Annotated in this window: 20 protein-coding genes; 12 read left to right on the top strand and 8 right to left on the bottom strand. The window is 42.8% G+C overall.

All coding sequences use genetic code 11. The features are described 5' to 3' along the window. Positions 1-36: 36 nt before the first annotated feature. Positions 37-927 (bottom strand): hypothetical protein, encoded by an 891-nt coding sequence (locus tag GKZ87_14415; protein ID QSI26594.1) that lies wholly within the window; start codon positions 925-927, stop codon positions 37-39. A gap of 1 nt (position 928) precedes the next feature. Continuing rightward, positions 929-1,144 carry a helix-turn-helix domain-containing protein gene (locus GKZ87_14410; GenBank protein ID QSI26593.1) on the bottom strand — a complete coding sequence of 72 codons (216 nt, stop codon included), beginning with the start codon at positions 1,142-1,144 and terminating at the stop codon, positions 929-931. Positions 1,145-1,303: 159 nt separating this feature from the next. On the opposite strand from GKZ87_14410, the gene GKZ87_14405 reads away from it, so the two are divergent. The 8 genes from GKZ87_14405 (at position 1,304) to GKZ87_14370 (ending at position 8,663) form a co-directional block, all read left to right on the top strand. Beyond that, positions 1,304-2,221, top strand: coding sequence for an ATP-binding cassette domain-containing protein (locus GKZ87_14405; GenBank protein QSI26592.1), 918 nt, complete (start codon positions 1,304-1,306; stop codon positions 2,219-2,221). Then, on the top strand, positions 2,218-3,441 hold the full coding sequence (locus GKZ87_14400; GenBank protein ID QSI26591.1) for an ABC transporter permease: 1,224 nt from the start codon (positions 2,218-2,220) through the stop codon (positions 3,439-3,441). Before GKZ87_14405 ends, GKZ87_14400 begins: the two co-directional genes overlap by 4 nt. Positions 3,442-3,464: 23 nt before the next feature. Further along, the gene (locus tag GKZ87_14395; protein ID QSI27978.1) at positions 3,465-3,881 is read left to right on the top strand and encodes a hypothetical protein; all 417 of its coding nucleotides are present in this window, start codon (positions 3,465-3,467) and stop codon (positions 3,879-3,881) included. A gap of 167 nt (positions 3,882-4,048) precedes the next feature. Further along, positions 4,049-4,753, top strand: a complete 705-nt coding sequence (locus tag GKZ87_14390; protein ID QSI26590.1) for a UTRA domain-containing protein — start codon at positions 4,049-4,051, stop codon at positions 4,751-4,753. A 114-nt stretch (positions 4,754-4,867) separates the two neighbouring features. Beyond that, on the top strand, positions 4,868-5,854 hold the full coding sequence (locus GKZ87_14385) for a PhnD/SsuA/transferrin family substrate-binding protein (GenBank protein QSI26589.1): 987 nt from the start codon (positions 4,868-4,870) through the stop codon (positions 5,852-5,854). 378 nt (positions 5,855-6,232) lie between these two features. Then, a complete protein-coding gene (gene phnC, locus GKZ87_14380) occupies positions 6,233-7,021 on the top strand; it encodes a phosphonate ABC transporter ATP-binding protein (protein QSI26588.1) in 789 nt (262 codons plus the stop codon). Beyond that, positions 7,018-7,806, top strand: a complete 789-nt coding sequence (locus tag GKZ87_14375) for an ABC transporter permease subunit (protein QSI26587.1) — start codon at positions 7,018-7,020, stop codon at positions 7,804-7,806. The genes phnC and GKZ87_14375 overlap by 4 nt, the downstream gene beginning before the upstream one ends. Beyond that, positions 7,806-8,663, top strand: coding sequence for an ABC transporter permease subunit (locus GKZ87_14370; GenBank protein ID QSI26586.1), 858 nt, complete (start codon positions 7,806-7,808; stop codon positions 8,661-8,663). Before GKZ87_14375 ends, GKZ87_14370 begins: the two co-directional genes overlap by 1 nt. A gap of 334 nt (positions 8,664-8,997) precedes the next feature. On the opposite strand, the gene GKZ87_14365 is transcribed toward GKZ87_14370, so the two are convergent. Beyond that, positions 8,998-9,417 carry a hypothetical protein gene (locus tag GKZ87_14365; protein QSI26585.1) on the bottom strand — a complete coding sequence of 140 codons (420 nt, stop codon included), beginning with the start codon at positions 9,415-9,417 and terminating at the stop codon, positions 8,998-9,000. Positions 9,418-9,610: 193 nt separating this feature from the next. Continuing rightward, positions 9,611-10,573, bottom strand: coding sequence for an Rpn family recombination-promoting nuclease/putative transposase (locus GKZ87_14360; GenBank protein ID QSI26584.1), 963 nt, complete (start codon positions 10,571-10,573; stop codon positions 9,611-9,613). A gap of 353 nt (positions 10,574-10,926) precedes the next feature. On the opposite strand from GKZ87_14360, the gene GKZ87_14355 reads away from it, so the two are divergent. After that, positions 10,927-11,322, top strand: coding sequence for a hypothetical protein (locus tag GKZ87_14355; GenBank protein ID QSI26583.1), 396 nt, complete (start codon positions 10,927-10,929; stop codon positions 11,320-11,322). A gap of 207 nt (positions 11,323-11,529) precedes the next feature. Here the strand turns inward: GKZ87_14355 and GKZ87_14350 are convergent, their stop codons facing one another. The 3 genes from GKZ87_14350 to GKZ87_14340 form a co-directional block, all read right to left on the bottom strand. Further along, entirely contained in the window at positions 11,530-12,261 is a 732-nt protein-coding gene (locus GKZ87_14350) for a hypothetical protein (GenBank protein QSI26582.1), read from the bottom strand. Beyond that, positions 12,245-13,003 (bottom strand): ATP-binding cassette domain-containing protein, encoded by a 759-nt coding sequence (locus GKZ87_14345; GenBank protein QSI26581.1) that lies wholly within the window; start codon positions 13,001-13,003, stop codon positions 12,245-12,247. The genes GKZ87_14350 and GKZ87_14345 overlap by 17 nt, the downstream gene beginning before the upstream one ends. Positions 13,004-13,473: 470 nt before the next feature. Continuing rightward, a complete protein-coding gene (locus tag GKZ87_14340) occupies positions 13,474-14,418 on the bottom strand; it encodes a mannose-6-phosphate isomerase (GenBank protein ID QSI26580.1) in 945 nt (314 codons plus the stop codon). Positions 14,419-14,604: 186 nt separating this feature from the next. Between GKZ87_14340 and GKZ87_14335 the strand changes: the two genes are divergently transcribed. After that, positions 14,605-15,360, top strand: coding sequence for a DeoR family transcriptional regulator (locus GKZ87_14335; protein QSI26579.1), 756 nt, complete (start codon positions 14,605-14,607; stop codon positions 15,358-15,360). A 358-nt stretch (positions 15,361-15,718) separates the two neighbouring features. Here GKZ87_14335 and GKZ87_14330 read toward each other — a convergent pair whose 3' ends face one another. Beyond that, positions 15,719-16,564, bottom strand: a complete 846-nt coding sequence (locus tag GKZ87_14330) for a DUF368 domain-containing protein (GenBank protein QSI26578.1) — start codon at positions 16,562-16,564, stop codon at positions 15,719-15,721. A 386-nt stretch (positions 16,565-16,950) separates the two neighbouring features. Between GKZ87_14330 and GKZ87_14325 the strand changes: the two genes are divergently transcribed. Together GKZ87_14325 and GKZ87_14320 are read left to right on the top strand one after the other, a co-directional pair. Continuing rightward, the gene (locus GKZ87_14325) at positions 16,951-17,538 is read left to right on the top strand and encodes a cell wall hydrolase (protein QSI26577.1); all 588 of its coding nucleotides are present in this window, start codon (positions 16,951-16,953) and stop codon (positions 17,536-17,538) included. A 337-nt stretch (positions 17,539-17,875) separates the two neighbouring features. Beyond that, positions 17,876-19,909 (top strand): AAA family ATPase, encoded by a 2,034-nt coding sequence (locus GKZ87_14320; GenBank protein ID QSI26576.1) that lies wholly within the window; start codon positions 17,876-17,878, stop codon positions 19,907-19,909. The last annotated feature ends 103 nt before the right edge of the window (positions 19,910-20,012 follow it).

Below are 20,012 nucleotides of genomic sequence, written 5' to 3'. Positions count from 1 at the left end.
AGAGACGCCCTCTTTATTACTCCGGTTTTTTTTGTATCATAAATTATTTTCCAGCTCGACACAAAAACGGTATGCATTTTCAGGAAACAGCAGAATATCACGTCCGTCATAACAGTGAATACAGACCTTATCCTTGGCATAGCCAACATTGAAGGTATCCTGCTGCTTGACGCTTTCAATTTCCTCATAGCGCAGAAAGCCGCCCTTTCCATTCCAGAGGGCTTTATGGTAAATCAGGCCGCTTTCATTGAGTATATATTCATTATGCGGGGTATGAAAGCCGTAATACCAGATCATAAACAGCATCAGTCCTGTTCCTGTCACAAAGCCGATTTGAAACAGGGCATCAAAGGGAATCGGTAGTATGGACAAAAAGATAATTGCAACGATGATCGCGTTGACAATCTGCTTTCGGGAACGAAAATGCAGCTCTCCCTGATAGATTTCCTGTTCCATTGCCAGCCTTCCCTTCTGATAGACGCGGTTTGCGCCCAGATAGAACAACAGGAAATACAGAGGCCATAAGAGGCTTGTGAACCTGAAATAAAGCGAATCAGCGTGAAACAGGATACCGAATACATGCAGCGCATTCATAAGCAGGGTCGGTGTAAAGCCCAATGCCGGTATGACCAGTATTTCAAAATTGACATCAATGCCGATCACCTGCTGATAACAGGAGCGAAGCAGATAGTAATAGGTCAGTGCGCCAATAAGACTCACGGATATGTTCAAATAGCTGAAGGTGCTTTCCTTCTCATAAAAATCCATGTAGCCGTAAACAATCGTGAATACCATAAATGCAAGGAGTACGGATTTTGCCAGTTCCATATACAAATCCTTCAGGGCATCCATCTGCCGCTCATCCAGCGGTGCTTTTCCCTTGGTTTTCGCATACCGGATGATATCGCGAAGCAATGAAGTCTTCATCCTATAATTCCTCCTTGTCATAGATATCCTCCCAGAACAGATCATCCAGATGCTTATGCAGTGCAATACAGATTTTGATACAGAGCTTGATAGACGGATTGTAGCGGCCTGCTTCAATCAAACCGATTGTCTGCCGTGTGGCTCCCACCTTATTTGCCAGCTCCTCCTGCGACATATCCAGCTCCATGCGCGCCATTTTAATTTTAAGATTTTTCATAGCTGCACTCACCTGTTCCTTCTTCTACGTATATTATTATAGGAAATCCATGATGGAAAAGTCAAGGTAATATGAAAAATATATCGTACAAATGCAAAATATATATTGCATGATGTTTCATTATGTACTATAATGCAAATAACAAAAGGAGGGAATCGTATGGAATTACAAGTGCAAGATCTGCATAAGAGCTTTGATGGCAGGGAGGTTCTGCATGGTATTTCTTTTTCCATCGCCAGTGGAAAGGCCCTGGGATTGCTGGGGCGTAACGGTGCCGGCAAGTCTACAACGATCCGTATTCTGATGGATGTGTTCAAGGCAGATTGCGGAGCTATGAGTATGGATGGAAAAGTCTTTCATGCGAAGGATTATAATATCGGTTATCTGCCGGAGGAGAGAGGACTGTATCCGAAGAAAAAGATTTCGGAGCAGCTGATCTATCTGGCAACACTGCGCGGGTTGTCCCGTACAGCAGCGAAGACCAATTTCAAAAAGTGGATGAAGCGGCTGGGGATTACGGAATATGAAAATCGTGTTCTGGATACCCTGAGCAAGGGAAACCAGCAGAAGGTACAGCTGGCACAGACACTGATGTGTGATCCGGATATCGTCATTCTGGATGAGCCGTTTTCCGGCTTGGATCCAGTGAATTCACAGATTTTGAAGGAGGTTGTGCAGGAACAGATCCAGTTGGGAAAATTAGTTATCTTTTCCTCTCATCAGATGAATTATGTGGAGGAATTTTGCGAGGATATTGTCATTCTGCATCATGGGGATGTTGTTTTACAGGGGAATCTGAAGCAGATTAAGAAGGAATATGGTAAGAATCGCATTGTACTTCGTGCATTGTATCCGGACGCAGAGCAGTTTCGCTTATTGCTGGAAACACAGTGTCAGGATTTGCTTCATATATATGAGGAAAAGGACGGCGGCTTTATTGTAGAGCTGCAGCCGTATGTGAATAAACGGGATGTGCTTACGAAAATGCTGGAGCTGGAGGTTGACCTTGAGGCGTTCCAGATGTATGAGGCATCCTTAACGGACATCTTTGTATCAAAGGCAGGTGATGAGGAATGAGAGAGTTCTTATTGGTATTGAAGTTTGAGCTGCAGGCAATGCTGCAGAAAAAATCATTTTTGATTTCCACTGTGCTGGTGGCTGTTGCCGCCTTTGTCATCCTGTCGATTCCACGCTTTTTCTCGGATGATGATAAAACGGATGCTGAGGGTTCTCAAACAAAGGATAAGACCATGCTGATTTATGATGGCAGCGCAATTCTGAAAAATCAAAAGCTTGTGGAACAGCATTTTCCGGAGTATAAAATCACATATGCCAAATCACTTTCCGAGGTGCAGGATAAGGTGAAGGATAAGGAAGCAGATGCAGGCTTTGAAGTAAAGGCGGCAACCAGCTTTGTCTATTATGTGAATAATTCTTCATTGAATGACGCGACATCTTCACGCTTTGAAGCCGTACTGCAGCAGCAGTATCAGGCAAGCGAGCTGGCAAAGCTGAGCTATGATGCATCCAAGGTACAGGCAATTTATCAGACGCCTGTTACTTACGACACCACTGTGTTGGGAACGGATGGTATGAACAATTACTTTTATACCTATGTTCTGATTCTTGTTCTGTATATGATGATTCTGCTGTATGGAAATCAGATCGGTGTGGGCGTGGCAAGTGAAAAGAGCAATCGTGCTATCGAAATTCTGACAACGAGCTGTTCGCCGAATGCTTTGATTTTCGGTAAGGTCATTGCCGGTGCGATTGCTGGTGTGATTCAGACGGCGATTATGCTGGGCTCATTTTTGCTGGCATATCAAATGAATGCCGGGGCATGGGATCATATGCTGGATAAATTCCTGGATATACCAAGTCTTGTGCTGATTACCTTTGCCTTGTTCGGTATCCTGGGCTATCTGCTGTTCAGCTTCTTGTTTGGTGCAGTTGGTGCGCTGTGCTCCAAGGTGGAGGAAGTAAATGGAGCTACCATGCCGATTCAGCTTCTGATTGTTGCCGTGTTTATATTAAGCTTTATCACATTGCAAAATCCAGATACACTGTTTGCGAAAATTATGTGCTATTTCCCATTCTCATCCTGGATGTGTATGTTTGTCAATGTGGCAATGGGAAGTGCTTCTGTAATTGAGATCATAATATCTCTGGTAATCCTTGCGGCTACTACTTTAGCAATGGGGATGCTTGGGGCGAAGCTGTATCGCAGAGGAACGCTGTCGTATGGCAATTCTGTGAAGCTCAAGAATATTATGAAAATGATAAAACAGAAAGATTAGAGGCGGTCAATTTGAAATTTATCATGTATGCCCTTCTGGTAATGACACTGCTGGTATTGCTGTGGATGCTGCGTTCCCGATACCGTATGCATCAGGAGCAGGCTGTATTGACTGTATATAGTAAATGGAATTATGTACTTGGTGCGGCATTTCTGCTTCTGGGTATCATCAGTCTGTTCGATGAGGAACGATTTCTTTATGGCATCGTTATGACGTTAGTCAGTATCTTCTATGTGACGAGAAAAAGCGGCATAACACAGCATGATCTGTATGTGGAGGGAAGAAGGATTCCTTTGCAGGCTGGAAAGGTCGTAGTACTGAATGAAAAGGATGGATATCTGCAGTTGTATTATGAGCTCGGTATCCATAATGGAACGATGAAGTTTTCATTGGATAAGAAGGAACAGCTTCTTGAAATCATGAAAGCCTGTGGTTATTAAATCACAGGCTGTTTTTATGTGGGCATTCTCTGGATAGCTTATGGAAGAATGCAATTTTCCTCTTCTTTCGATTGGTTTCGTTATGATTGTGTATATGTTTGGTTAAATCTTGGTAAAGCTGAGTAAAAAGTAAAAACTGCATGATAAACTATCATGGAGGTGAGGCTATGATGACAAGCTGGGAACCGGTGGTAGATTATCTTCTGGAGAACATGCAGAAGCAGACCTACAAAAAGGATGAACGACTTCCAAGCGAGCATGAGCTGGCACAGCGCTTTGCTCTGACAAGAATTGAGATCCGAAAGGCATATGATCGCCTGAAGGAAATGGGGTATGTCTATTCCCGTCAGGGAAAGGGTAATTATTATGCAGGCTATCTGGAAAAGGTGGAGCTTGCGCTATCCTCCGCTGACAGCTTTTCTATGAAAATGAGTTCCTTATCCGGACGGTATTACACGCGGCTTATCAGCTGCGAACGCATTGCATTTCATAAGGATATTTTTGAACGTCTGCAGGCAGGAGAATGTGAATCCATCGTCTGTATAAAGCGGCTGCGTTATCTGGATCACATGCCCTCCGCTATGCATATCTCGTATGTTAAGGAGAGCAGGTTTTCAGATATCCGGGACAGCCTGCAGAAAAATCCGAGTCTGTATGCCTATTTTCAGGATAAAGGAATCAAACATATTACAACAGAGGATACACAGCTAACGATATCCACCTTGAACACAGAGGAGCGCCTGTATATGAAGGTGAGCGGTATCGTTCCCTGCATGATGCTAAAAAGTATCAGCCGCAATCGGGATACTGGTGAGCTGCTTGAGGTATCCACGATTATCTATCGGGGAGATAAGTTCATTTTCCGTCTTTGATTATTGAAATCATAACAATCTGTTTACCAGACATTCACAATTTACAAGGGAAAAAGCTTTATCATATGCATGTGCTGAAAACAGCATGAAGATGATAAAAAGGAGAATCTGTAAATGAAAAAGATGTTGAATTTATGTATGGCAGCACTCTTGTCCTGCGGCATGCTGGCAGGCTGCAGTTCTGGCAATGACAACAGTGACACCGGGGAGAAAAAGGATATCACGATCGCCTTTCTGCCAAATGAAGACGAGAATGCAGAACGCAGCAGCGAGGCTTTCCAAATGCTGAGAGATGAGGTGCAGGTGGCACTTGGAGATAATTACAACGTAAAAATCGCCAAGCTGGATAACTACAATGCGGTAATGGAGGCAATGGTTTCTGGAACTGCACAGATTGCATGGGAAAGCGGGGCAACCTTTGCGGCATCCTATATGAAAGATGAAAAGATTCAGCCAATTCTGTCCTATGGGCCAAACGGGGATCCGGATAAGAGTGGATACAACGCCTATATTGCGACAAACAAAAAGCATGCTGCTGATTTTGAGGGGATGAGCAAGGAAGAAAAATTGAAATCTCTGAAGGGGAAATCCTTTGGCTTTGTATCACCAACCTCCACATCCGGATGCCTGGTACCGACTACTACCTTCTGGAAGCTGTTTGGGCCGGATGGTGACAAAACGGTGACGAAAAAGGACCAGATCAATATCAAAAATGAAGCAGATGGCGGTATCTTCTCGGAGGTACAAAACGGTGGAGATCATCAGGGCTCTGTGCAGCTACTTGTAAATGACAAGGTGTATGCCGGTGCCTTCTGCTGTACGTATGGTGACAGCGTAAAGGATCAATTGGAAATTCTGGATACGACATTTGTACCGAACGGCCCGCTTTGGGTGAATACCTCTGCATTGAACGAGGAGGAAATCAATAAGCTGACAGATCACTTTGTAAATCTTACGGCAGATACTGCAAAGAACAAGGATTTCTTTGACAAGGATAAGGGCTTCTTCTTTGAAGCAGAGGAGGATCCTGCAACCTTCAAATTCTTTAAAACAGATGTTTCACGCTATCAGTTCATTTTGGATATGTACAAGGATCAGTAACAATATGCAGAAAACATGACAAAGCAGACGGTCATGTTTTTTTATAGAAAGCCTCCAGTTTGCAAGGGGCTGCTGCATACATTAAAAGGGTTTTTTCTCGTCGTTAGACATATGAGAAGCATGAAATGCGAAAGCATTTAGCCCATCCATCCTTTTGTATCTCTTTCCCTTTCTTGTACCTTAACGTGAAAAGAAACCCATAAAAGGGCTGTCATGTTTTTCATACTAGCAAACCTCCAGATAAATGGTGGATGCTGTTTACATAAGGGTATGCGGTATTAAAGAAAGGATTACGAAGGCTTAACAGCCGCTTAACACTTCATCGATCGTTACAGAGTACAATATCCATGTGTTAGAAAAGAAAAGGTGGTATGGTGAATGAGTGAAATATTACGTGTACAAAACGTTTCAAAAACATATGAAGAAAATGCGGTAAAGGCATTGTGTAACGCCAGCTTCGATGTGCATGAGGGGGAGCTGATCTCTGTTATCGGACCAAGCGGCTCAGGGAAAAGTACGCTGCTGCGCTGTATAAACCGCATGATTGATGTAAGCAGCGGCAGCATTCAGTTTCTCAACTATGAGGTGACATCCGCAAACAAACGGCAGATTAAAGATATTCGCCGCAATATTGGCATGATCTTCCAGCATTATAATCTGGTGTATCGTCTGAATGCTCTTGAGAATGTGCTGCATGGCAGACTTGGCTATTATCCGACATGGAAAAGCACACTGGGACTGTATACCGCAAAGGATATTGAGCAGGCTGCAAGACTGCTGGAAATGCTGGGGCTGGGGGATAAGCTGTATGATAAATGCTGCGATCTATCCGGCGGGCAGAAGCAGCGAGTCGGCATTGCCCGTGCTCTGATCCAAAATCCGAAGATGGTGCTTTGCGATGAGCCGATTGCTTCCCTTGATCCGCAATCCAGCAAGGTCATTATGGAATATTTGAAGGATATTACAACAAGTATGAAAATCCCGTGTATCGTGAATCTGCATCAGGTGGATGTAGCGCTTCATTATTCCGACCGCATCATCGGCATGCATCAGGGAAGCATCGTGTTCAATGGCAGACCGCAGGATCTTGGCAGTGATATGATTGAAAAAATTTATGGTGTTCCTATGGATGCACTGATCAGTAAGGTGGAGGAGATGAAGGCATGAAATATTTTACGAGAAAACGTTTTTCCCTGGGGATGTATGCCGGTGTTATCCTAGTGCTGATGACCTTGTGTACCTGGCGTCTGGAAATTGACTGGGGACTGATTCTAACTAATTTTCAGGTATCGGTTATCCGTTTTACCAAAACCTATCTGCCTCTTGACCTCTCCCAATGGTCACAGCAGCTGTACCAGTTGTGGATCACAGTTGTTATATCCATTGCAGGAGCATTTGTCGGTATGGTTCTGGCATTCTTTTCCTCCCTTGCTATTTCCAGCAGAACCTCCCGCTTTCGTGCTTTGAAATATGTTGTGCGCGCCTTTGCATCTCTGACAAGAAATATTCCAGAGGCGGTGTGGGCGGTGCTGCTTCTGCCCTTGTTATGGTATGGTGATTTTCTTGGATTTATCGTACTGTGCATCATATCCTATGGATTTCTCACCCGCTCATTTGCGGATTCCATAGATGAAACAAATGCCAGCTGTATGGAGGCGCTGGAGGCAACCGGAGCGGGCTACTGGCAAATCGTTGTACATGCCATCCTTCCGGAAACGATGCCTTCCCTAATTTCCTGGACGCTGTATGCAGCGGAAAATAATATCCGAAGTGCCACAGTTGTCGGAATGCTTGCCGGCGGCGGTATCGGGTATTTGATGAGTATTTATCAGGGCGGACTGTATGTCGGCTATACCGGCTATCAGCTAATGGCTTCCTGTATTTTGCTCATTATCATCACCGTTATTATTACAGATCAACTATCATCACAGATCAGAAAGAGGATTATGTAATGGAAACAGTAACCTTGACGGCCGCTTCTGTGCCGGTGCTTGAGAAAAAGAAGAAGGGGCGCTATATCCTGCGCAGAAAAGACACCTCCCGTTTCCTGTCCTGGGGTGTTGTGCTGGTCTTTGCACTTGTATTTCTGTATTTTATTATGCTGGTTTGTCCCTATAAATGGGATCAGGTGCGTCCGGAGCTGATTACGACTTATCTGAGCAGCTTTCTGGATTTCACGTCAGTAACTCAGAAAACAGCCATTGAGGTGTTCACGAGTCTCGTCAATACGATTGCACTTGCATTTGTCACTACCATTATCGGTGCAGTGATTGGTATGCTTCTGGGATTGATGGCTGCACGAAATCTGTCCCATCCATGGATCTGTGGCCTTGTGCGCGGATTTGCCGGACTGATTCGTGCAGTACCCACAATTATCTGGGTTCTCATCTTTATATCCGGCTTTGGTCTGACGGCGACAACGGCTATCGTCGGTATGTCCTTCCACAGTGTAGCCTATTTTATCAAATCATATTCGGAAGCCTTTGAGGAGGTTGACCCGGGAGCGATGGAGGCTATGAAGGCAAGTGGTGGCAGCTGGTGGCAGATTGTATGGAGCGCTGTTATTCCAGTATCCTTTACAAAGCTGCTATCCTGGATTGCCATGCGAAGTGAAATGAATTTCGCGGCTGCTGTTATTATCGGCCCTGCCGTCGGTGTTCCAGGAACGATAGGCTCCATTCTGAACTCCTATCAGAGAAGTGGTGGTTATGGCACTGTCGGACTCTGCGTTCTTGCAATTTTTATAACGGCTTTGCTGTTTGAAATTATACTTACTCTATACAAGCAGAAAAGCATAGTTAGCGGATAAAAAGGGATGCTCATTGAACATCCCTTTTACGATTCCGCAAAGCGCAGCTACATACGCTGCAGGATGTATGCTTCCTCCTCATAGTAGAGTATTTTTTTAAGGATACTGAAAAAATGAAAATCAGTATATTCTGTGGCTGATCATCACGATTTTCATGAATGATCATATGCTCAATTATGTAGAAAATGTTTTTACCTGATTCAGTCTATTTATGAAAGCAGCAGGCTGTTAATTTTTCTACAATTATAAAATGAAAAAGGATCAAATGCATGCTTTTGAGCTGCGTTTGATTCTTTCTGTCTTCTAGGGATACTTCAGTCTTAGCTTTCTTCTATTATTTTTTTACCGGATGTTTCTGAATCCAGCGTCGATGGGAGGTGTTTCGCTTCACCTCCAGAAATTTCTCACCGGGGAAATGTAGCGGATTTTCCTTTGTCTGTTCATAAAACTTTAGTATATCCTCTGCATCCTCACGCAAATATTCCAAGCTCATGGAGCCGTATAAGCGTGCAGGAATAATATACAGGGGAAGCTGGAGCTTGTTTTTCTTAACCATTTCCTGTGCACTATACATCGTATGCGGACAAAGCATTGCGATATCAAACTCCTTCTGATGGGCTTCAAGAAATAAAAGCGGCATGAAAGCGATTGATATTTCATTCTGCCAACCCTTTTCCTGTATTGCTTTTTCTATCTGTAAAGAAATCACGCTGGAAGACATGCCTCCACCACAACATATTACCATTCGTAACATATGCTCCTCCTTTATGTCGCTATTTAGCGACATGATTGTATCACAGGAAGATGTAAAAGGAAAGTAGATTCAGAGAATCTACACGCTAAAGGTAAAGGTGAATAGCTATGTAGTAACTCAAATAAACAGCAGACATAGGCTGTTACAGAATCACCTATGTCTGCTGTTTCTTTACAATACAGATAAATAACAATTATTTATTTTCTATTTTTCTTTTTAATTGATCCAGCGTTTTACAAGTGTGCAGGTTTTCTGGAATAGAAGTAATCTGTCCAGCTGTGAGCGTTTGTAGCCATATGGAGGCGTCTTCATGATATATGTTTTCAATCAGCTGCTTTAGGATTAGTCGTTCCCCTGTCTCTTTCCCTTCCTTTATTCCTTCTTCTCTGCCTTTCTCTAATCCTTGCTCAAGGCCTTTTTCAAGGCCCTCTTTATAGCTGTCATTCAGACCATTGCGATAACGTGCTTCTCCCATCTGAATTGCCATTGCCGTTGACCATAACTTGTCATTTTTCTGCATTTCCTTATATTTTTCCATGAACACTTTCACCAGCCTTTCCTTCGTTTTTAGTATAGCATCATTTTCATTATTTTCAAATAAGAAACACAACTGCTCAAAGTCATTCAACTTCAAAATCCCCTGCTTCCTTACCAGCTCATTGATCACCGGAAGATGTATGTAGCTGCGTTTTATCAGTGCCTTTTTATTCTCCACCTCTCCCTTTTCGGTACGCATCTGGTAATGATTCATCAGGTTTTGATTATTCCATGGATATTCATCGATGAAAATTATCTGATGTACAGGCTTCAACAGCTCATATTTCTCCCCGCTGTTTAGCTGATCATTCAGCGCTCTTGCCCCATAAAATTCAAAACGCTTCTTTTCTGTTTCAGTAAACGTCGTCTGCATTTCGATGCAAAACAGCTGACCGTTTTCATCCTTTACGTGGACATCCAAAATAATCTTTTTCTTTCCGATGGTCTTGGGATCCAGATTAGGATTCATAACCGTACTTTCCTTAACCCGTATCCCGGTCACACGTTCGATAATGGTGTTGCGAGCAAAGATGGAGCCTTCATCCTCACGAGAGAGGGTGTACTTGAAGAACAAATCGTTGCGGTAATTCAATACATCTTCTTGTTGTTTTCTTGTCATTTGACATTTCCTCGTTTCTGCAAGGTTATTCCTTACACTCTTATATACGAAAAGAAATGTTGTAATTCCTAAAAAATCATCTAATTGTTTACTTATTGCTTTGTTATTGAGAGATAACCTTAAAAATGCGCTTTATTTTCATAACATGAGTACGATAAGATGGATACATGATATTTTCCATATTCCACAATCTGGATAATATCTGCCCGTATTATAACAGCTTGTATTCCTATGAGTGCCTGAAGTGAAAAGCAGAAAGCCTGTGAAAAAATTGAAAAATATCGTATAATAAAAGAAATTAGCAAAATGATAGAAATATCCTGTACACCCTGACATGATGAGGAGTTGTTCATATGATCAATCTGGATGAGGTACTGACATTTACCGAGGCTGCAATGAAATGGGGATTGGCTGATGGTAAAACGATACGCAAAGCGGTGGAACGCGGACGATTTGAGGCGTATGAAATAAAAAAGAGCGGTAATGTGTGGCTGACAACGTATGAAGCAATGCAGCGCGTTTTCGGCGAGCCCAAAGCTATAACGACTATACTGTACTATACAGATCTTTATGAGAATACAAGAGAGCGCCTGGATCAGTTTTTTGAAAATGCAAGATGCAGGCTGCAACAGGGAGAAATGGTTTCTATCGTGGAAAGCAGAGAGCATCCAACGCGCATTATATGTATTCTGAAAAGTCAGGAAGAGCTTGCAGGGATGAAACACAGACTTCAGTATTTCATGCGATAACAATTTAGGGGAAATCTATATGCATGATTTTGTCCATACATAAGCAATGGATATGCAGCTGTATTTCACAGCTTATAAGAAGATTCAGAAGGAAAAATAATTCTGATGTACCCAATGTATCAGAATTAGTAAGCAAAACAGTATGAGCTTATGATGTAGCTTCATAAACCCATACCGTTTTTGTATTTCAGATTCTCAGCATACTACTTATCCGAATTTATGTTTAATTAGCAGCCGCACCTGAATATATGCATACACAGCTGCATATGCCAGCAGCTGCAGACAGTAGAGGAAAACCTGCCTCATCAATACCTGATCCCAGCTGGCACTTTCCACACTGATATCCGCAACCGGAGGAAACAGCCAGGCTGCAATGGCAGGGAGCTGCAGATCTCTGATGAGGGCAGAGAACGTAAGTGTGAGAATAAGTAAAAGGCAGGCAAGAGGCAGAGCGAGCTTCTGATTGGAGATGATACGCGGATGAAGCAGGGAAATCATTGTTCCTCCACATATCCCGGTGCATATATGCAATAGATAATAGCCGATAAACATGTTGATTCGTAAAGGGGAAACTGCATAACCGCGGCCGTAATATACATAATACAGAAACGGAATCAGCAGAATGATAGCACTTAGCGCAAGATCACAGAGAAGAAAGAAGATCAGACGACTGCTATAGTACAAATGCTCATTTCTTCCACTCTGCAATATGAGAATCTGTTCCTCCAGGGCATCCTGCTTTTGCAGAGAATGCACGATCCATCCCATCACCGCGAAGGATAACAGTATTGTCGCACCAAAGCTGTTATACAGATTGAGGTTTTTCTCATTATAGAAAACACCGCAGAATACAACGGTAAACACCAGTGGCATGACCAGCTGCGTAGAGGTCAGTGTCCTGCGTATGTAATAGCGGTTCAGCTCAATAATTGTTTTCATGATACAGCTCCTCCAGATGCCATCCCTGCTGTAGATACTTCTGTATGCAGGCATCGCTTTCCTCTTTCGTACAAACGATATGTTCCAGCTTGCCATATCTGCTGAACTTCATTATCACCTGATTGTTGAAAGCAGTCTGTGCGCTTCTGTGCAGTACCCCATCCCGCAGCTCATAGACGATATCCGCCAGCTGTTGTATCATACGCTGTTCATGTACGGCCATAACAATACAGACATCCTTTTTCTTAAATTCCTTGATCAATTCTGCAAATACCTGCTGAGATGCGATATCCTGACCATTCAGTGGTTCATCCATAATCAAAACATCCGGCAGCTTCAGCAGCGCCTGCAATACGGCAACCTTCTGCAGACTACCCTTAGACAGGTATTTCATTGGTGTCTTTGAAAGCTCCTCTAAATGAAATTTATGAAAATATTCGCGTAGGACAGCCTGAACGATATCACGATCGATTCCCTGTATCGCTCCCATACGCATGAGAAACTCCTGTGCATTCATGCCGGTGGTGAAAAAATGATCGGGAATATACTGGAGCTCTGCATCCTTCAGCTCAACCTCTCCGCTGTCTGCACGCAGAAATCCAGTAATGATATTCAACAGGGTGCTTTTTCCGCAGCCGTTATGACCACATATGGCTATACAGCTTCCAGGCAGTAAATCCATGGATATATCACGTAATACCATATGATTTCCAAACGATTTCTGTATATGTCTAAGTTGCATGCAATTCCTTCTTTCCATGTACTGTACTACCGTTATGATAGCACAAAGCAGGCATCTTGGTGTATAAAAAGAAAGGAAAACGGATTTTTTTGATTCCTTATGCTAATAGATTATTTCTGTTTGTAATCGTAAGGTTTCATTCCGAAAGCATGAGTTTAATATCATCCTGATATAAATATACTATTTCCGCTATGGAAATGGGAATACGCTTTTTTCCTTTATCAAAAATCTAAAGGTGTTGATCCAAAGGACTTGATATTCGAAAAGACTGCTGTTTGACAGAATTCTCATAGTATAACAGAAAAAACCAGGAATTTTTACCGTATCCTGGTCTTCTTTTTATATGGCAGTGTTTTCTGGCTGTCATTGAACTAGAGCGGCCTTATCATGCGATGTGTTTATATGAACGAACATGTACGTATCCGTTTTTGATGAGTTGATAGGGACAGGAAACCTTCCTCAACAGACGGTTATGGTTTGATATAGGTAACATAGGTAAGGGAAAGTGTTCCTGTGATTGTCAGTTCGCCATAATGGCATGGAACAAATACAGTCTCTCCACCTTTGATGTACGTATCTTGAATTGTGCCTTCGCCTTCGATACAGGTTAGAAAATAGAATTCCTCGCGCTTGTAGGTGCCGGATTCCGCAACATCGATTCGTCCGCACGTATATAACCCGGGTTCATTGTGCAGCTCATGGATCTCACAGCCTTTGGTAGTCCATGCTTTCTGCAGAGCTGGTTTTCTTTCCGCATCCGGGATATTGACACATTCAATAACCTTTTCCTGATGAAGGACACGCGGTTTTCCTGTTTTAGGATCGAGCATTGTACGGTCATAATCATACAGACGGTATGTTAAATCAGCATTTTGTGAAAATTCAAAGAAAGTCAGCCCCGCACCCAATGCATGCAGGGTACCAAATGGCATGTCAAGAAAATCTCCTGCTTTTACGGGAATATAACGTAATAGCTGATCCCATCGCTGTTCCTCTACGAGGCTTTGAAACTCTCTCCGTGTCCGGGCAAAATGTCCGAATACAACGCTGCCCTCTCCATCGAGGACATAGACGCCATCCGGTTTTCCAAGTCTACCGTCATGTGCCATGGCATAGGCGTTATCCGGATGTATCTGAACAGACATCGGTGCCCGTGTACAGGACATGGCGGCACGTACCGGCATGATTTCTGTATCGCAGTTAAATAATTCGCGATGTGTGTCATAAAAGTGAGATAAGGGCTCCTGTGTTTCTGTTACTGTACAATCCAGATGAGAGGGCATTGCGATGACATTGTAGCATTCTCCGATATTTGCCAGATCGGTTTGATAGCCATATTTTTCAATAAGCTGCTGTCCTCCCCACAATGCTTCTGTAAATACTGGTTCAATATGATATAACTGTTTCATTATCACTACCTCCTATACCTGCAGTATAAGGAAGCATCGAGGGAGAAACAAGACAAGTTTGATTATGTTTATTCATTTTTCATCAGAAAAGGAATAATGATGCAGCCTTTGTAGAATAAATCTGCATATATTTGCAGAGATGATTGAAAATGAACATTTCTTTTTGTACAATACAGAAAAGAAGGTGATGCTATGATTTCCCTAAAACGTAGAGAGTTGATTGAAGAATTGCTGCTGATACAGGATACGGTCACTGTGGCAGAGCTTGTTGATTATCTACAGGTTTCTACTGCGACCATTCGACGAGATTTGCTGATTATGGAAAAAGAGGGACTTCTGATTCGGATGCATGGCGGTATCCGCAGGAAAGAAAAGGGAAGCAGAGTCAGTGAAATAGGTGAATTACCTGCCAGACAGAAGCTGGATTTACGTGCTGCTGAAAAGTTGAGGATTGCGCGTTATGCAGCCTCCTTCATACAGGATGGCGAATGTATCTTCATTGACAGCGGAACAACTCCTGCCTATATCTATGATTTCATAAGACATAAAAGCATACTGATTGTTACTAATAATTTATTGCTGATTGGGAATATCCGCTCAACGGATCATGCCAGAGTAATTCTTGGTGCAGGCGATTATAATTCACAGCACCATCTGGTAGATGGACAGTTATTTCTTGATGTGCTTATGCAGTTTAATTTTCAGCATGCATTTATCGGTGTCAGCGGATATGACTGTTTAACGCATACTCTGACATGTACTTCGTTAAATGCTTCCAGTATTAAAAAGCATGCCATGCGGCAAAGCCTGCATACGTATGTCGTTGCCGACAGCAGTAAACGAACGGAGAAGGGGATTGTGACCTTTGCGAAAACCGAGGAGGTAACTGCTATTCTGACAACAGCATGCGGTGACATACAGGATGTAAAGAATCTGATTAGCTGTTAAACAGGCTTTACAGGCATTTTTATTGAAAAATACTTCACGTATCTTTTCATAAATCTCATGTTTGCCTTAGGACGGTGCTGCTTGTAAATCTAATGTCTAGGCGATGATTATTATTTTTCTTTTAAGTTTATTTAAAAAGCGATAGACTTTTACCAATGCTATATATGCTTCACAAGCCGTATGTTTATGATTTGTAATATTCAAACAATGCAGAAATTTCTATTCCTTGCAGATTTTGGAGGTTTACAGAATGCCTCCTATTCAAAGGGATTTACAAACCGATAACAGCTATACGATCACTTACTGTAAAGCTATCCTTTCATCACAATAAAAAAGGAACAGTTTACCTGCTCCCATACTAATGCTCACTGATATCCTTCATTTTCTGAAGACCGAAGATAATGGCCCCTCCGATGATGAACCAGAGAATTTCAAAGGTTTCCAAGCTTAACGGTGCCTGCGGGGTCTCCAGGGTCTGTGGTCCCATGATGATGGCATAAAAGGAACCTAGCATCATTCCGATAATCAAAAATACCATGACGCTGCGATGCTTGTCCAGCGCAAATTTTATCAGACGCACAACCGTAATCACACCGGTGATGATACCAAGACCGAATACAATCAGAATAGGCAGATAGGAAAAATCAAAGCCCATCAATGCCTTAATGGCAGAAATAACTGGTACATACAGACCAAAAATCAATAGCAGTGTAGAACCGCTGATGCCAGGAAGCACCATTGCGGAAATTGCAAACATTGCGGATATAAAAACATAGACAATCAAGCCAATATCCAGCTGTGCCAGATTTACACTGGAGCCGCTGCCTGCGACAGGATTGAAATAGGTAATCAGTGCCACAACTGCAATACCGACAAGCAAAGCGATAATGCTGGGTGCATTGACCCTCATATTTTTCTTTTCCTCGCGGATCACGATTGGTATCGCAAACAGAATGAAGCCCATAAATAATGAAGAAATTGCATATATCTGCGTGTGAAAAATGCTGGCAAGAACGGAAACAGCCATTAAAAATCCAACAATCCATCCAATCCCCAGCTTCAGCAGAAAGATGACTGCCTCTTTTTTCTGCTGCATATTGCCGCTCATCAGTGCATCCAGTGAACCGATGAATTTATCATAAAAGCCAAGCAGAAATGCTATCGTTCCTCCGGATACCCCGGGAACACTGTCTGCCAGTGCCATACAGAAGCCTCGAATAAAATTTAAAACCACTATGAAGTACCTTCCTTTCGTATCAAGGTTTATTATACTGTATATTTTTCAAAAGCCAACCGCTTTTTTATTAAATTTTCGTAAACGAAAGCGGGAAAGTCGTACTATAGTGGTTCATGAAGTACATTACAGAGAATTGAGGATATAGGCAGAAAGTATTACATCTGAGTAAAAATGGGTTAAAGGACGTAGGCAGAAGCATTGCATCGGTTCCTGCATGAAAGCAATGAAGGACGATGCTGCAAATTTACAGGCAGCTTTCACAGTTATTAAGGAAATCGTAACGGATAAATAATGCGTCCTGCAGGAACCCCGCCTGCTTTTTTACATAGTATATCCAAAAAGGAGGTTGTTTCATGGCTGTTAGAATTTATGTGGATCAGGGACATAACCCTGGGAATATCAATGCGGGTGCAAGTGGGAATGGTGTTGTTGAATCTGAGGTTACCTATTGGGTTGGTATTTATCTGGCTGGCTTTTTGTTTGCGGATCCCCGCTTTGAGGTAAAGGTGTCACGTCCATTTCCTGACACGGTGCTGGGTTATGATCAGGCAAGCAGTCTGCGTGCTCGTGTGGATGAGGCGAATGCATGGCCGGCTGATTATTTCATCAGTATTCATGTGAATTCCAATCCTAATCCGGCAATCAATGGTTCTGAGGTATATGTTTACCGTGAAAATTCCATAGCATATGATTTGGGTGTTGATGTACTGGAGTCCATTGTCGATCTGGTGGGGACGCGCTACAATCAGGTGCGTACCAATCCGTCTTTGTATGTCCTGCGGCGTACTGTAATGCCCGCTATTCTTGTCGAGCTGGCCTATCTTTCCAATCTGCAGGATGCAGAGAAGTTGAAAAATGATCAGTATCTATTTGCTTTTTCCATATATATCGGCATACTGAATTATCTTGGCTATTCCTATGATTCTTTTCCGGTACGTTGATTTTAAATGTTACATTTCATGACTCCTTGTAAAATAGAGGGTATGACATGATAGAAACATGCTACGATATGACCTGTTACAGGAGCTCTATATGTCAAATGTAGATAGCTTTCTTTTATATGTATGACCTTGTTTTGAATATATAGGAACTAAAAAACAGGAAAATCGTAAAAGTATATGCAAAATACTTGTGTTTAAGAGAGAAATATGCGCAGATTGAGGTGTAAGAGGTTACAAGGTAAGAAATGGAAATAAAGTGGGAAAAAGTTTTAAAAAGGTTAGTATTTGGGAAGAATATAAGGTATAATTATGAATCGTTGAGAAGTGAGTGGTGAATATGGATATAAAAGAATTATGGAAGGAATATAACATTACATTAGATGATAAAAAGCAGGAGCTGGTAAGTGAGCTGCAGCATCCTCTTTTGATAAATGGTACAACAGGGAGTGGTAAAACATTCCTTTTATTAGCCCGTAATGCATATCTGATGAAGGTGGAGGAGGTTTCACCTGCGGCTATATTAAACCTTGTGCATGATCCTGCCATCGCAAAGCGTGTAGCTAAGGATTACCGGTATCTGTATTGTGATGATGAGCAGATGCCTTCCTTTGTGGATATGCACAGCTTTGCATACCGTGTGATTCGTTTTCATGATAAAACGATGCAGCGGGAATCCTGTAAGGCCTATCGTGATATGGAAAAGGTGATTCGCCGCCTGGTTAAGGATATGTTTGCCTTGGAGCTGACTGGCTTGCAGCTGCGCCGTCTGCAGCGACAGATCAGCACATGCCGCAGTATGATGATGAGTGAGCGTGAAATAGCCGCAATCAATTTTGAAGGGATGGATTTTCCGGCTTTTATGAAGGCCTACGCGAAATTCAAGAATGATCGGAATATCTATGATCAGGATGATATCCTGTGTGAATGCGCACGCATTTTAATGAGTACGCCTGCTGTGCTTCAGACCTTTGCAGCAAGGTATCAGTATGTGCATATCGATGATGCGCAGGAGCTATCCTTTGCGGCTCATGTAATAATCAAGCTTCTGTTTTCCAGTGATGCTCAGTTAATGATGCTGGCGGATCGGGATCAGTGTCTGGATCTTGACAAGGCGGCATATCCGCAGGCACTGGACAGCTTTGCGGATACGTATATGGAAGCGCGCATTGAACGACTGGAAGGAAACTGGCGTAATAACCAGACGATCACTGCACTGGCAAATGAATTCCTTTACAAACAGGAAGCCGGAATGCAATGCAGCAGTGAGGAAACCTGTGAGGTGAAGTTCAAAGGCTTTGCGCAGCTGGAGCGCATGTATGAGTATGCGCTGCGTATGGTGGTGGAGGATGAAAGCGATATTGCTTTCCTGTATCATGATGCAGCCATGGCAATGCCTCTGCTTGAATTGTTCATGCAGCATCAGGTACCGTTTCACTTTCATGGAAGCGTTAAAAAATTTCTGCAGGAGCCGTTAGTTAAGGATCTCTGTAATATCATAGAGCTGTTGATCGATCCCAAGGATATGCGTGCCTTTTATGAGGTGTATGAAAAGCTTGGCTTTGATATATCGAAGAAGGTGCTGCTGGAGGTTGCCGAGCGTCTGCGTGATGATGAAAGCGTAGATGTTTATCAGGCTATGATGGAAAGCAGCTACCGTGCTGCCGGAAAGAAAAAGCTGGCGGCTTCCATGGAAAACATACGCATGGCCTCTACGCTGGAAACACATACGATGATTACCTTCATTATGGATAAGCTGGGTTATCGTGCCCGTTTGTTGAAAGCCAACATCCTGATGAGTGAATCCAGCTTGCTCGCCTTGCGTGTCATTGCTGCACGCTATCATGATCCTGCACAATTTCTCAATCGTCTGTGTGAGATGGGGGAATTTCTATGTGAGCCTGTGAGCCGTATACAGCTTCGCAGTGTTGCATCCGCAAGAGGGATGGAGTTCAGCCGTGTGGCATTGCTGGACTGTCTGGGATCAACCTTTCCAAGAGCAGGGTTACAGGAGGAAGAGCTGCAGCTGGAACGCCGTTTGTTTTTTACAGGGATTACAAGAGCAAAGCATCAGCTGGAATTTTTCACAAGCAAGCGCTGTGATCTCACACGATTGGAAATATCACCGTTCCTGTATGAGCTGCATGCCCCTAAGGAGGAAGAAGCAAAATCTGCCGGTGAACGTCCTGTGCCACAGCCTAAAAAGCTGAAGGAGAATAATCTCAAACGCGGTATGTGCATCCGTCATGCGACACTGGGGGAAGGCCGTATTGTGAAGATCAGTGAAGGTATGATGCATGTACAGTTTACGAGCGAGCTTAAAATTTTGAATATTCGCCACTGTATTACAAATGAGCTGATTGATCGTGCATAAGAAAAACAGCGTTCATTATATATATTGAAAAAAGGGAAAGTCTGGATGGTTGTTTGTAGCAATCCTACGGCTTTCTTTTTTACACCATGCTATCAGATAAATA

It is taken from the genome of Erysipelotrichaceae bacterium 66202529 (assembly GCA_017161075.1).
Lineage (GTDB): Bacteria > Bacillota_I > Bacilli_A > Erysipelotrichales > Erysipelotrichaceae > Clostridium_AQ.
Note: the sequence above shows the minus strand (reverse complement) of the source record. Positions and strands in the feature narration are given on the sequence as shown.